Consider the following 13,958-nt stretch of genomic DNA (forward strand, 5'->3'; position numbering starts at 1 on the left):
ATTAACCCGTTAAGTGCGCCGCGCGTGCTTTACGCAGGATTCCCAGCAGTCGCCTAGCTGAACGCGGCCTGTGCGCAGGCGTCGGGGGAGGTGACGTTCACTCCCGCGTAGACCACCTGGATGTGTGAGCACACGATCAGCGGGACGTCGGTGCGCGGGCCGCCGGTGCGCGCGTCGACCGGCCAAGCGATTCCGCGGAACTGGAACTTCTCCGGCGGTCCGCCGCCGAAGTAGATCGTCGTGAACTCCACATCGGTGAGCGACTTGAACGACCGGGTGTTCGGCGCATCGAAATTGAAGTTGATGTACACGCCGCGGTCCATGGTCCGCAGCGTGGTGGTCTGGCGGGCCCACAGGTCGCCCGGGAAGCCGAGGATGTCGGGCCCGCGGCGAAGGTTGGCGCGCGCGTCGAACAGGCACTTGGCCTCGGCCGCGATGCAATTGGCGGTCGAGTGCATCTCCAGGGAGGTGGCGGGGTCGACCGGAATCGACACGTCAGCGGTGTCGACCGCCGCGGACGCGGTCGGGGCGACGAGCGCAACAGCCAACCACATCGCCGATACCACGGCCAGAACGCCGGCGCACCGCTTCACTGGTTCTCCCTTTCGGTCGTGCGGCGAATGCTAGCCCGCACGCTATTCGTCGTAGGTGACTTCGACCGAATCCGAGCGTGGCAGCGCCTGGCAGCCCAGGATCAGGCCCTCGTCGAGATCGGACTGCTCCAACACGTCGTTGACATCCATCTCGACCTCGCCGCTCTTCTTGAGCACCGCGCAGGCGCCGCAGTGGCCCTCACGGCAGGAGAACGGCGCATCGAGGCCCTTGTCCAGCAGCACGTCGAGCAGCTTGGCGTTGCGGGGCCACCGAACCTCGTGCTTCTCGCCGTCGAGCGTGACGATCGCGGTGGCCGGGCCCTCGTCGCTGTCGTCCTCCTCGATGACCACCGCGGCGAACGGGTCGGAGTCCAGCGACTTGAACACCTCGAGGTGCACCCGCTCGGCCGGCATTCCGGCGCCCTTGACGGCCTCCTCCGCCGCGGCCATGAACGGACCCGGCCCGCAGATGTACGCGTCGTGGCCGGTGTACGGGGCGGTCAGCGTGGCCAGCGCCGCCGCGCTCGGCAGCCCCTGCACCGTCTCCAACCAGTGCACGACGACGAGCCGCTCGGGGTACTTCTCGCCCAGTTCACGCAGCGCCGCGCCGAAGATCACCGAGTTCTCGTCGCGGTTGGCGTAGATCAGAACAACCTTGCCGCTGCCCTCGGCGAGTGCCGATTTGCAGATCGACATCATCGGCGTGATCCCCGACCCGGCGGCCAACAGCAGGAAGTCGGTGTCCAGTGTCTTGGGCACGAACGTGCCCGACGGCGCGAGCACGTGCACCTTCATGCCGGTGTGCGCGTGATCGCAGAGCCAGTTGGATGCGTAGCCGTCGGCGGTGCGCTTGACGGTGACGGTCAGCCGGTCGTCGGTGAAGGGTGAACTGCACAGCGAGTAGCAGCGGGCCACCGATCCGGTCCGCTCGCTGGGCACGCGCAGCGTCAGGAACTGCCCGGGTGCGTACCGCAGCCGTTCAGCCGGGATCTCGGCACCGGCGGGCACGGTGAACACCAGCGAGCGCGCGTCGCCCGTCTCCTCGACGACGTCGGCAAGCTCCAGCTCGAGCACATGGCTGCCGAGCGGCTCGTCGGTCACTTTCGCGTCCACCTTTCACGTCCGGCGATTCCGCCGATTCAGGCCGATAACTAGAACAGGTTACAGAAATGCATGTGCGCTGGTCCAGCCGTCACAGGTATGCCCTACTCGACACGAATCGTAACGTGTTCTAATCTGACGGCTAAGCGATTCGCGCTTGGTGTGAGTGCTCATCGCAGTCCGTCCTATCCGGGAGGCACATCAGTGACGTCCATTGAACAGCGTGACGCGCAGTCGGTCCTAGCCGGGATCGACGACCTCTTGCCGCTGATCGCCAAACGCGCGCAAGCCACCGAGGACCTGCGTCGCATTCCTGACGAGACGATCAACGAGCTCAACGAGGTCGGCTTCTTCAAGCTGCTACAGCCGCAGCAGTGGGGCGGCCTGCAGTGCGATCCGACGCTGTTCTACGAGGCGGTGCGCCGGCTCGCCAGCGCCTGTGGTTCCACGGGCTGGGTCGGTTCGATCATCGGTGTGCACAACTGGCATCTCGCGCTGTTCGACCAGCAGGCCCAGGAAGAAGTCTGGGGCGACGACCCCGCTGTGCGGATCTCCTCGTCGTACGCGCCGATGGGTGCGGGCACCGTCGTCGACGGCGGCTACATCGTCAACGGCTCCTGGAACTGGTCCTCGGGATGCGACCACGCCACATGGACGTTCGTCGGAGGCCCGGTGATCAAGGACGGTAAGCCCGTCGACTTCGGTAGCTTTCTGATCCCGCGCACCGAGTACGAGATCGACGACGTGTGGCATGTGGTCGGGCTCAAGGGGACCGGCAGCAACACGCTCAAGGTCAAGGATGTGTTCGTGCCGCGGCACCGCTTCCTGTCCTACAAGGCGATGAACGACCGCACCGCGGGCGGGCTGCAGACCAACACCGCGCCTGTCTACAAGATGCCTTGGGGGACTGTGCATCCCACCACGATCTCGGCTCCCATCGTCGGCATGGCCTACGGTGCTTACGACGCTCACGTCGAGCATCAGGGCAAGCGGGTGCGCGCCGCGTTCGCGGGGGAGAAGGCCAAGGATGATCCGTTCGCCAAGATCCGGATCGCCGAGGCCGCCAGCGACATCGACGCCGCCTGGCGTCAGCTGATCGGCAATGTCGGCGACGAATACGCACTGCTCACGGCGGACCAGGAGATCCCGTTCGAATTGCGCGCCCGCGCCCGCCGCGACCAGGTCCGGGCGACCGGCCGCGCGATCGCCTCGATCGACCGGCTCTTCGAGGCATCCGGTGCCACCGCACTCAACAACGACGCTCCGGTGCAACGGTTCTGGCGCGACGCGCACGCCGGACGGGTGCACGCCGCCAACGACCCGGAACGCGCCTACCTGATCTTCGGCAACAACGAGTTCGGGCTGCCGCCGCAGGACACGATGGTTTAACGGGAAGGCCTGATGACCTCATACATCCAGGAGACCGAGCAGCAGGTCGAGGTCACCTTCGAATCGACGTCGCGGTACGCGCAGGTGCGCGACGACATGCGGCTGCACTACCACGAAGCTGGTGTCGGCCACTCGCAGACCGTGGTGCTGTTGCACGGCGGCGGGCCCGGCGCGTCGAGTTGGTCGAACTTCTCCAAGAACATCGCGGTGCTGGCGAGGCACTTCCATGTCATCGCCGTCGACCAGCCCGGCTACGGACACTCCGACAAGCACGCCGAACACGAGCAGTACAACCGCTACAGCGCGACCGCTCTGCTCAACCTGTTCGACCATCTCGGCATCGAACGTGCTGCGCTGGTAGGCAATTCACTCGGCGGCGGGACCGCGGTGCGCTTTGCACTGGACAATCCCAAGCGGGCCGGCCGGCTGGTGCTGATGGGCCCGGGCGGGCTGTCGGTCAATCTGTTCTCCCCGGATCCCACCGAGGGTGTCAAGCTGCTGGGCAGGTTCACCGCCGAGCCGACACGCGAGAACCTGGAGAAGTTCCTGCGCATCATGGTCCACGACCAGAACCTGGTTACGCCCGAGTTGATCGACGAGCGGTTCGCGATCGCCAGCCAGCCCGAGTCGCTGGCCGCGGCGAAGGCGATGGGGAAGTCGTTCGCGGGTGCGGATTTCGAGCTCGGCATGATGTGGCGCGAGGTGTACAAGCTGCGTCAGCCGGTGCTGCTGATCTGGGGCCGGGAGGACCGCGTCAATCCGCTCGATGGCGCGTTGGTCGCGCTCAAACAGATTCCTCGCGTGCAATTGCACGTCTTCGGGCAGTGCGGCCACTGGGCGCAGCTGGAGAAATTCGACGAGTTCAACAAGCTGACCATCGACTTCCTCGGGAGCTAATGATGAGCATCAAATCGCTTGGCTACCTTCGGATCGAGGCCACCGATGTCGCCGCGTGGCGCGAATACGGCCTCAAGGTGCTCGGCATGGTCGAGGGCTCCGGACAGACAGAGGGTGCGCTCTATCTGCGGATGGACGAGTTCCCGGCCCGCCTGGTGATCATTCCCGGTGAGCACGATCGGCTGCTTCAATCCGGCTGGGAGACCGCCAACGCCGCCCAACTGCGGGACATCCGCAACCGGCTCGACATCGAAGGCGTCCCCTACAAAGAGGCCTCGGCCGCCGAGCTCGCCGAACGCCGGGTCGACGAGATGATCCGGTTCGACGACCCGTCGGGGAACACGCTCGAGGTGTTCCACGGCGTCGCGCTCGAGCACCGCCGCGTCGTCAGCCCCTACGGCCACAAGTTCGTCACCGAGGAGCAGGGTCTGGGCCACGTGGTGCTGACCACCCGCGACGACGCCGAATCTCTGCACTTCTACCGCGACGTGCTGGGCTTCTACCTGCGTGACTCGATGCGGCTGCCGCCCCAGCTCGTCGGCAGGCCGGCCGACGGTGCGCCCGCATGGCTGCGCTTCTTCGGGGTCAACCCGCGGCACCACAGCTTGGCGTTCATGCCGGGTGAGACGCCGAGCGGCATCGTGCATCTGATGGTCGAGGTCGGCGAGGCCGACGACGTCGGGCTCTGCCTGGACCGCGCGCTGCGCCGCAAGGTGCCCATGTCGGCGACGCTGGGCCGCCACGTCAACGACAAGATGCTGTCCTTCTACATGAAGACCCCGGGCGGCTTCGACGTCGAATTCGGTTGCGAGGGTTTGAAGGTCGATGACAACGAGGACTGGGTCGCGCGGGAGAGCACCGCGGTGAGCCTGTGGGGCCACGACTTCAGCGTTGGTTTCAAGTAACGGTGGCGGCCGAACCGATCGACCCGCGCACGTTCCGCAACGTGCTGGGCCAGTTCTGCACCGGCATCACGGTGATCACCACGGTGCACGAGGGCGCGCCGGTCGGGTTCGCCTGCCAGTCGTTCGCCGCGCTGTCCCTGGATCCGCCACTGGTGCTGTTCTGCCCGACGAAGATGTCGCGGTCATGGCAGGCGATCGAAGCCAGCGGGAACTTCTGCGTAAACGTGCTGCACGAGAACCAGAAGGACGTCTCGGCGCGATTCGGCTCGAAGGAGCCTGACAAGTTCGCCGAAATCGATTGGGCACCCTCGAAACTCGGCTCACCGGTCATCGAAGGCACCCTCGCGCACATCGACTGCTCGGTGCATTCGGTGCACGACGGCGGCGATCACTACGTCGTGTTCGGCTCCGTGCACTCGATGTCGGACGTGCCGCACAAGAAGCCGCGGCCGCTGTTGTTCTACCGCGGGCAGTACACCGGCATCGAGCCGGACAAGAACACGCCCGCGCACTGGCGCGACGACCTCGAAGCGTTCCTGACCGCCACGACCGACGACACCTGGCTCTGACAGGTCCGGGCTTACAACCGCTCGTTGACGAAATCCACCACCGCTGCGGTGACCTCGCGGTGCACGGTCTCGTTGAGGATGTCGTGGCGTGCGCCCGCGAACTCGGCGAGATGCAGCGCGTCGATCTGCTCGGCGTACGCCCGCACCGCGCCGACCGGCGCGATGGCGTCGTTCGAGCCGTGCACCGCCAAAGTCGGCACCGTGAGTTCCGGCAGGGCGGCGCCGAATCGGTCCCAGGCCCTGTCGAGTTCCCGCGTCAGTGCCGCACCGTCGGCGTCGACGAACGCCAGCGGATCGTTCTCCAGCAGGTCGAGGTAGAACGGGTCCTCGGACAGCCAGCTCGGTTCGAGCTCGAGTGAGGTGTCGCTGTCGACCATCGCGGGCGTCGCCACCAACGGAGCGCCGGAGACGATTCCGGCTTGATAGCGGTCCGGCTGTTCCAGCAGCCGGAACAGCGTGACGATGGCGCCGAACGAATGCCCCACAGCGATCAACGGCAGTCCAGGCCGTGCGGTCTCCGCGACATCGGTCACGGCATCGGCGAGGCCGGAGCTGTCTTCGATCGACCCGAAGTCCCCGCGGGTGCCCGGGCTCAGGCCGTGGCCGAACTGGTCGACCGCCCACAGATCGATACCCGCGGCATTGAGCGCGAAGCCGAAGCGGTGGTAGAGCCCGGAGTGCTCGCCGAAGCCGTGCAGGAAGATCACCGCGGCGCGCGGTTCGGCAGACGGCCAGTGGCGGTAGTAGGCGCGGCCCTTCGGATGGTCGACGAACGGCATGCTGACGACGTTAGACCTTGCCCAGCAGCACATCATGCTGCTCGCGCATGCGGTCGCAAATCGCCTCCACCACGGCGGCCACCTCGGGTCGGCGTAGCGCCTCTGCGCGGGTGACGAGCCAATACGTCAGCCGGACCGCCACCTGGCCGGGCAGCACGCGGACCAGATCGTCGTGCCGGTCGGCCATGAAACAGGGCAGCAGCCCGATGCCCGCGGCCGCGCGGGTCGCTTCCACATGCACGAAAACGTTTGTGGAGGTGACGGATTCGCGCATGGCGGGCGCGAAGCTCGCCGCCACATCGAGGTCGTCGACCTGCAGCATCGAGTCGATGAAGTAGACCAGGGGGTAGCGCTCGAGGTCGGCGATGCTGGTCGGCGTGCCGTGCTCGGCCAGGTAGTCGCGGGCGCCGTAGAGGCCCAGGCAGTAATCGCCGAGCCTGATCGCCCTGGCCCGATGCACCTTGGGTTCGCCGACGACCACCTCCACGTCGAGACCGGACCTCTGCTGGGTGGCGGGTCGCGTCGTCGCGACGAGCTCGACCGCCACCTTCGGATGCCGACGCTGAACGTGAGCTGCGGCCGGTGCTGCGATGTACGCGGAAAAGCCGTCGGTCGCCGAGATCCGCACGACGCCTTCCAGTGCGCGGCCGCCTGCGGTGTCGACGGCCAGCGACCGCACGGCCGACTCGATGACCTCCGCGGCCGCCAGCGCGTCGCGGCCCAGGTCGGTGAGTTCCCATCCGCCCGCGCCGCGCGCCAAGACCCGTCCGCCGACCGACTCCTCGAGTGCGGCGATGCGCCGCGAGATCGTGGTGTGGTTGAGTCCGAGCTCCTCGGCGGCGGTCTTGTACCGGCCGGACCGGCCGACCGCCAGCAACACGAGCAGGTCGTCGGCGCTCGGCCGTCGACCCGACGGCTGGGTCATCGGAGGCGGCACAACTGCATTTTCGCAGATGCCTCCTGCACTTTTCGCCATTGCTAGCCGTGGGTACCTGCGTGAATACTCACAAAGTCTGTGCGTGCCATCACAGCTGAAGGAGTGCGCGATGGATGTCACCAACGTTGCGAGCAGCGACGCGCCGGTCCCGACGGGCCTCAAACGCGTCGTGGTCGCCTCGATGGCCGGCACGGTCGTCGAGTGGTACGAGTTCTTCCTCTACGCGACCGCCGCCACGTTGGTCTTCAACAAGGTGTTCTTCGCCGAAGGCATGAGCGAGGCGAGTGGACTCATCGCGGCCCTGCTGACCTACGCAGTCGGATTCGTCGCGCGCCCGCTGGGCGGGGTGGTCTTCGGACACTTCGGTGACAAGTACGGGCGCAAGAAGCTCCTCCAGTTCGCGATCCTGCTCGTCGGGGCCGCCACGTTTCTCATGGGCTGCCTGCCGACCTACGCGCAGATCGGGGTATGGGCGCCGATCCTGCTCGTCGTTCTACGGTTCCTTCAGGGCTTCGCGGTCGGCGGCGAATGGGGCGGAGCGGTCCTGCTCGTCGCCGAGCACTGTCCGAACGACAAGCGTGCATTCTGGGCTAGCTGGCCGCAGGCCGCGGTGCCCGTCGGCAACATGCTCGCCACCGTCGTGCTGCTGATGCTGACCGGACTGCTGCCGGAGGCGGCGTTCCTGTCCTGGGGGTGGCGGGTGGCGTTCTGGCTGTCCGCGGTGGTGGTGCTGATCGGCTACTACATCCGCACCAAGGTCAGCGATGCACCGATCTTCTTGGCCGCGCAGGAGGAAGTGGAGCGCGTCAAGGCCGTCTCGTACGGCGTGTTCGAGGTCCTGAGGCGTTATCCTCGTGGCGTTTTCACCGCGATGGGTCTGCGCTTCGCGGAGAACATCATGTACTACCTGGTGGTCACCTTCTCGATCGTCTACCTCAAGACGCACGTCGGCGCCGACACCAGCGACATCCTGTGGTGGCTGCTTGTCGCGCACGCCGTGCACTTCCTGGTGATCCCCCAGGTGGGCCGGCTGTCCGACCGGTTCGGCAGGCGGCCGGTGTACATCGTCGGTGCGATCGCCGGGGGAACGTGGGGCTTCTTCGCATTTCCGATGATGAACAGCGGCTCCTACCTGCTGATCATGGCGGCGGTCATCCTCGGACTGGTCATCCATGCGCTGATGTACTCGCCGCAGCCGGCGATCATGGCCGAGATGTTCCCGACCCGGATGCGGTATTCCGGTGTCTCCCTTGGCTATCAAGTGACGTCGATCGTCGCCGGGTCGCTGGCGCCGGCAATCGCCACCTGGCTGCTCGCCAGGTACGACTCGGCGGTTCCGATCGCGCTCTATCTCGCCGGCGCCTCGGTGATCACGTTGGTGGCCGCGTTGTTCACCCGCGAAACCAAAGGGCTCGATCTCGCGACGCTCGATGCGGCCGACCGTGAGCAACTGGCCAAAGCGGGTGTCGTATGAGCGACCTCGACGGCCGCACCGCGCTGGTCACCGGAGGTGCGAGTGGGATCGGGGCCGCATGCGCCCGCGCTTTGGCTGCGCAAGGGGCGACGGTCACCGTGGCCGATCGCGACGACGCCAGCGCCAAGGCGATCGCCGAGCAGATCGGTGGAAAGCCGTGGGTGGTCGATCTTTCCGACGTCTCGGCGCTCGAGGAACTTCGGCTGCAGACCGACATCCTGGTGAACAACGCCGGGGTGCAGCACGTCAGCCCGATCGCCGAGTTTCCGCCCGAGCGCTTCCGCTTCATCCTCCAACTCATGCTCGAAGCGCCGTTCCTGTTGATCCGCGCGGCGCTGCCGCACATGTACGAGCAGAACTTCGGGCGCATCATCAATATTTCGTCGGTGCATGGCCTGCGCGCCTCGGAGTACAAGAGTGGGTACGTGACAGCGAAGCACGGGCTCGAGGGACTGTCGAAGGTGACCGCGTTGGAGGGCGCGCCACACGGCGTCACCAGCAACTGCGTCGACCCGGGCTATGTGCGAACTCCGCTGGTGACCGAACAGATCGCCGATCAGGCCCGCACCCACGGGATCGACGAGGATAAGGTGGTCTCCGACATTCTGCTGAAGGAGAGTGCGATCAAGCGACTTGTCGAACCCGAAGAAGTTGCCTCGCTGGTCATCTGGCTCACCTCACCGGACGCGGGGATGGTGACCGGGGCGTCGTACACGATGGACGGCGGCTGGAGCGCCCGATGACTCCCGCTGCGCAATGGACGCCCACGGAGGCCGACATCGCCGACGCGCGGGTCACCGACTTCGCGCGGTTCGTGCGGCGGCGCTCCGGCCTCGACCTACCCGACTACCGGTCACTGTGGCAATGGTCGATCGACGACCCGGACGCGTTCTGGGCAGCGCTGTGGGACTACTTCGGCCTCGGCGACCGGCCCGACACAGTGCTCGCCACCGCCGAAATGCCCGGCGCACAGTGGTTTCCCGGAACGCAGCTCAACTACGTGGATCAGGTGGTGCGCAACGCCCGAACCGATCGGCCCGCGATCCTCTATCTCGCCGAAGGCGGCGGGGTCACCGAGGTTTCCTGGGCCGAGTTACTGAGTCGCACCGCAGCTTTCGCGCAGAAGTTGCGCTCGCTCGGGGTGACCGCCGGTGATCGGGTCATCGGATACCTGCCCAACGTTCCCGAAGCCGTGATCGCGTTCCTGGCCACCGCCAGCATCGGAGCCATCTGGAGCGCCTGCGGCCAGGACTACTCGGCCAAGGCCGCCCTCGACCGGCTCGGACAGCTCGAACCGACGGTGCTGGTGACCGCCGACGGCTACACCTACGGCGGCAAGTTCCACGACAAGAGCCGCGACATCGCTACGCTGCAGGACGGCCTGCCGACCCTGCGCGCCACCGTGATGGCCTCGGAACTGACCGCTTCGGACGGTGCGGAGTTGACCTCGACACCGGTCGACTTCGCTCATCCGCTGTGGATTCTGTTCTCGTCGGGTACCACCGGACTGCCCAAGGGCATGATGCACGGCCATGGCGGCGTTCTACTCGAACACCTCAAAGTCATTGCACTGCAATCCGACATCGGACCCGACGACACCTTCTTCTGGTACACCAGCCCGAGTTGGATGATGTGGAACTTCCAGGTCGCGGGGCTTCTCGTCGGAGCGACCATCGTCTGCTACGACGGCAGCCCGAGCGCCCCACGGCCCGATACGCTGTGGGACATCGCGGCTCGCGTGAAGGCCACGGTGCTGGGAACCAGCCCCGGATATGTGCTCGCCTGCGCGAAGGCCGGTGCGGTGCCGCGTAAGGAGCATGATCTGTCGGCGTTGCGCACGGTCGGCATCACCGGATCATCGCTGCCGCCGTCGTCGTCACTGTGGTTGCGCGACAACGTGGGTGAGCAGGTGCAGGTGTCATCGATCAGTGGGGGCACCGATGTGGTGTCGGCGTTCATCGGTGGAGTCCGCACCGTCCCGGTGTGGCCGGGTGAGCTGTCGGCGCCGTATCTCGGGTGTGCGCTGGACTCCTGGAACGAGTCGGGCAAGCCGGTGCGTAACGACGTCGGGGAGTTGGTGATCACCAAGCCGCTGCCCTCCATGCCGGTCGGGTTCTGGAACGATCCCGACGGGTCGCGTTATCGCGGCGCGTATTTCGAGATGTTTCCCGGTGTGTGGCGCCACGGCGACTGGATCACGATCACCGACCACGGCAGCGTCATCGTGCACGGTCGGTCGGACTCCACCCTCAACCGGCACGGCATCCGGATGGGCAGCGCCGACATCTACCAGGCGGTCGAGCGGTTGCCGGAGGTCGCCGAAGCGTTGATCATCGGCGTCGACCAGCCCGACGGCGGGTATTGGATGCCCTTGTTCGTGGTGCTGGCCGACGATGCGGAACTGACCGACGACCTACGCGACCGCATCAAGGGCACCATTCGCGAGGAGGTGTCGCCACGACACGTGCCCGACGAAATCATCGCTGCGCCAGGCGTTCCGCACACCCGCACGGGCAAGAAGCTCGAGGTGCCGATCAAGAAACTGTTCCAGGGTGCAGACGCCGCGAAGGTGGTCGAGCGAAGCGCCGTCGACGACCCCGATCTGCTCGACTGGTACGTCACGCAGAAGCGGTAGCGCACGGATCCGCGGGCCAACTCTTGTCATAGTGGTGCGCTAGCGTCGAACACGTGTTCGACAGAATCGACGAGGCGGGGCTGGTCTCCACAATCGGCGATGCTGTGCGCGCCGAAGCGTCGGCGGCGTCGCTGCGATTGGCGGCTATCGGCGAGTTGATGGCTCGCCGGTTCCCCGACGAGGGTGCCGACCCCCGCTACGCCTACGCCTTTGATCCGTGGGCGGAGGTGGCCGCGGAAGTGAGTGCGGCGATGACGATCAGCTATGCCAAAGCCTGTGGCCAGATGCGGATCGCCGAGGCCCTACGCGATCGCCTCCCGAAGGTGGCAGCCCTGTTCGGCAAGGGACAGTTGTCCGAGCGAGTGGTGTCGATCCTGACGTGGCGGACCCGCAACATCGTCGACGGCGGTGTGTGGGCCGCCGTGGATTCCGCTCTGGCGGAACGGGCCATCGAGTGGGGTCCGTTGTCCCAGGACGACATTGTCGCCGCGGTGGATGCTCTGATCTATCAGTACGACGCCGATGCGGTCATCACCGTCAAACGCCGCGTAAAGGGCCGCGATTTCGTCGTCGGCGCTCACGAGGATGAAGACGGGCTGACCACCGTCTACGGGAAGTTGCCGGCGGATCAGGCCGCGTTCGTCGGCAAGGTCGTCGCCGCGGTGGCGAGCACCGTCTGCGCCGACGATCCCCGCACTGTCGCACAGCGACGCTCGGATGCGTTCTACGCGGTGATGGCCGGCAACCGGCACCTGATCTGTGGCTGTGGCTCGCCGGCATGTCCGGTGGCCGATAACCCGGCGCCGAAGTCGCCGGTCGTGATCAATGTGCTCGCCGATGAGAAAGCCGTCGACACCGCGAGGGCCTATCTTGCTGCCGCCGAGCGGGACACCGCGTGTTCAGGAACTTCGCGCGCCGACAACGGGACTGCCGTCATGTCTGACAGCACCGTGGTACCCACCCCGTTGCTGGCCGAAATGATTGGCAACGGCGCCAAACTCTGTCCCCTACCGACGCCGACGGACCCGGATCCGGAGCCACGCTACCGGCCATCGGCGAAGCTGGCCGCCTTCATCCGGGCCCGCGATCTGCATTGTCGCGCACCGGGGTGTCGGGTGCCCGCCGATCGCTGCGATATCGATCATGTGACCCCGTACCCGACAGGTAAGACCCACGCTTCGGATCTGGTCTGTCTGTGCCGCCGCGACCATTTACGCAAGACGTTTCTCGTCCCGGACTGGTCATTGGTGCTCGACCCTGACGGCACGGCGACGTGGACTGCACCGACCGGACATACCTACACCACAAGTCCGGGGTGTCGAAACTTGTTCCCAGACTGGGATGTCACCACAGCCGATCTTCCGTACACCGCGCCACCTCCGCTGGGGCCGCAGCGTGAGCTGAAGATGCCACTGCGTAAGCTAACCCGCGCCAAAGCACGCCTTCAGCGCATCAAAGGCGAACGCGCGGAGAACAACTCAGACCCACCGAACGAAGAGGTACCCTTCTGAGGCCAGATCAGCTCAACCAGGAGCTGATTCGGTACAACGCTTCGTCGATATCGGTGGTCGGTCCCGCGAACGACATCCGCACGAACGAACCGCCGCGTGCTGGGTCGAAGTCGATACCCGGTGCGATCGCAACACCGGTGTCATCCAACAGCTTCGAGCAGAACGACAACGAGTCGGTGGTCAGATGCGAGACGTCCGCGTACACGTAGAACGCGCCGTCGGTCGGGGCCAGGCGGTCGATGCCGAGCCTTCGCAGGCCGTCCAGTAGCAGCCGGCGGTTGGCGGCGTACTGGTGCAGCAGCGCGTCGGCTTCGGCGATCGACTCCGGGGTGAACGCCGCGACCGCGGCGAATTGCGGCAGCGTCGGCGGGCAGATCGTGAAGTTGCCCGTCAGACGGTCCACCGCACGCTGCAGTTCCTGCGGCACCAGCAGCCAGCCCAGCCGCCACCCCGTCATCGCGAAGTACTTCGAAAAGCTGTTGGCGACAATCGCGTTGCGCGACGTCTGCCATGCGCAACTGGTTGCGGGCGCACCCTCGTAGACCAGCCCGTGGTACACCTCGTCGCTGATCAGCCGCACTCCGGCCGTATCGCACCACGACGCGATCGCCGCCAGTTCGTCCGGCGGAATCACCGTGCCGGTCGGGTTGGCCGGGCTCGCCACGATGACGCCCCGCACGGGCGGATCGAGCGCCGCGAGCATCTGAACCGTCGGCTGGAAGCGGGTCTCGGGGCCGCAGGGAATCTCGACGACTTCGCAGCCCAGCGCCGAGAGGATGTTGCGATAGCAGGGGTAGCCGGGGCTGGCGATCGCGACCCGGTCGCCGACGTCGAAGCTGGCCAGGAACGCCAACAGGAAGCCGCCCGACGAACCGGTCGTGATCACCACGTCGTTCGGGTCGACGACGAGACCGTGCCGGGCGAGGTACTGGCCGGCGATGGCCGCACGCAGTTCCGGGATACCCAGCGCGACGGTGTAGCCGAGCACGGTGGTGTCCAGCGCCTCTTTCGCCGCGGCACGGACGGCGGCGGGGGCGCCCGCGCTGGGCTGACCGGCGGATAGGTTCACCAGGTCGCCGTGGCTGCGCTGGCGTTCCGCGGCGGCCAGCCACACGTCCATCACGTAGAACGGCGGGATCCCCGACCGCAGCGAGATGCTCACGCTGCT

General features: G+C 66.4%; 13 protein-coding genes. 8 read left to right on the forward strand and 5 right to left on the reverse strand.

Translation table 11 applies throughout. The features are described 5' to 3' along the window. Positions 1 to 53: 53 nt before the first annotated feature. Complete coding sequence (locus tag G6N18_RS18785) at positions 54 to 554, reverse strand: hypothetical protein (protein WP_179962452.1); 501 nt, start codon at positions 552 to 554, stop codon at positions 54 to 56. 81 nt (positions 555 to 635) lie between these two features. Further along, positions 636 to 1,694, reverse strand: coding sequence for a ferredoxin--NADP reductase (locus G6N18_RS18790; protein WP_083004822.1), 1,059 nt, complete (start codon positions 1,692 to 1,694; stop codon positions 636 to 638). A 204-nt stretch (positions 1,695 to 1,898) separates the two neighbouring features. On the opposite strand from G6N18_RS18790, the gene hsaA reads away from it, so the two are divergent. From hsaA to hsaB, 4 genes are read left to right on the forward strand one after another with little or no spacing between them, the layout of a single operon-like run. Continuing rightward, entirely contained in the window at positions 1,899 to 3,083 is a 1,185-nt protein-coding gene (gene hsaA / locus G6N18_RS18795) for a 3-hydroxy-9,10-secoandrosta-1,3,5(10)-triene-9,17-dione monooxygenase oxygenase subunit (protein WP_067222324.1), read from the forward strand. 12 nt (positions 3,084 to 3,095) lie between these two features. Further along, on the forward strand, positions 3,096 to 3,980 hold the full coding sequence (gene hsaD / locus G6N18_RS18800) for a 4,5:9,10-diseco-3-hydroxy-5,9,17-trioxoandrosta-1(10),2-diene-4-oate hydrolase (RefSeq protein WP_083004743.1): 885 nt from the start codon (positions 3,096 to 3,098) through the stop codon (positions 3,978 to 3,980). Between the two features lie 2 nt (positions 3,981 to 3,982). Beyond that, positions 3,983 to 4,885, forward strand: coding sequence for an iron-dependent extradiol dioxygenase HsaC (gene hsaC / locus G6N18_RS18805; RefSeq protein WP_067222332.1), 903 nt, complete (start codon positions 3,983 to 3,985; stop codon positions 4,883 to 4,885). A gap of 2 nt (positions 4,886 to 4,887) precedes the next feature. After that, complete coding sequence (gene hsaB, locus G6N18_RS18810) at positions 4,888 to 5,454, forward strand: 3-hydroxy-9,10-secoandrosta-1,3,5(10)-triene-9,17-dione monooxygenase reductase subunit (RefSeq protein WP_067222334.1); 567 nt, start codon at positions 4,888 to 4,890, stop codon at positions 5,452 to 5,454. Between the two features lie 11 nt (positions 5,455 to 5,465). Here hsaB and G6N18_RS18815 read toward each other — a convergent pair whose 3' ends face one another. Beyond that, positions 5,466 to 6,233, reverse strand: coding sequence for an alpha/beta fold hydrolase (locus tag G6N18_RS18815; RefSeq protein WP_083004747.1), 768 nt, complete (start codon positions 6,231 to 6,233; stop codon positions 5,466 to 5,468). Positions 6,234 to 6,243: 10 nt separating this feature from the next. Beyond that, on the reverse strand, positions 6,244 to 7,209 hold the full coding sequence (locus tag G6N18_RS18820) for a LysR family transcriptional regulator (RefSeq protein ID WP_083004750.1): 966 nt from the start codon (positions 7,207 to 7,209) through the stop codon (positions 6,244 to 6,246). A gap of 70 nt (positions 7,210 to 7,279) precedes the next feature. Here G6N18_RS18820 and G6N18_RS18825 point away from each other — a divergent pair, with 70 nt between their 5' ends. Genes G6N18_RS18825 through G6N18_RS18840 form a run of 4 tightly spaced genes read left to right on the forward strand, consistent with a single transcriptional unit; the run spans position 7,280 to position 12,790 of the window. After that, entirely contained in the window at positions 7,280 to 8,644 is a 1,365-nt protein-coding gene (locus tag G6N18_RS18825) for an MFS transporter (protein ID WP_083004754.1), read from the forward strand. Continuing rightward, positions 8,641 to 9,387, forward strand: coding sequence for a 3-hydroxybutyrate dehydrogenase (locus G6N18_RS18830; RefSeq protein WP_083004758.1), 747 nt, complete (start codon positions 8,641 to 8,643; stop codon positions 9,385 to 9,387). Before G6N18_RS18825 ends, G6N18_RS18830 begins: the two co-directional genes overlap by 4 nt. Then, the gene (locus tag G6N18_RS18835; protein ID WP_083004762.1) at positions 9,384 to 11,279 is read left to right on the forward strand and encodes an acetoacetate--CoA ligase; all 1,896 of its coding nucleotides are present in this window, start codon (positions 9,384 to 9,386) and stop codon (positions 11,277 to 11,279) included. Before G6N18_RS18830 ends, G6N18_RS18835 begins: the two co-directional genes overlap by 4 nt. A 53-nt stretch (positions 11,280 to 11,332) precedes the next feature. Continuing rightward, on the forward strand, positions 11,333 to 12,790 hold the full coding sequence (locus G6N18_RS18840; protein WP_083004765.1) for an HNH endonuclease signature motif containing protein: 1,458 nt from the start codon (positions 11,333 to 11,335) through the stop codon (positions 12,788 to 12,790). Positions 12,791 to 12,797: 7 nt separating this feature from the next. Here G6N18_RS18840 and G6N18_RS18845 read toward each other — a convergent pair whose 3' ends face one another. After that, positions 12,798 to 13,910, reverse strand: coding sequence for a pyridoxal phosphate-dependent aminotransferase (locus G6N18_RS18845; protein ID WP_083004826.1), 1,113 nt, complete (start codon positions 13,908 to 13,910; stop codon positions 12,798 to 12,800). Between the last annotated feature and the right edge of the window lie 48 nt (positions 13,911 to 13,958).

The sequence above is a fragment of the Mycolicibacterium celeriflavum genome, from assembly GCF_010731795.1.
Taxonomy (GTDB): Bacteria; Actinomycetota; Actinomycetes; order Mycobacteriales; family Mycobacteriaceae; genus Mycobacterium; species Mycobacterium celeriflavum.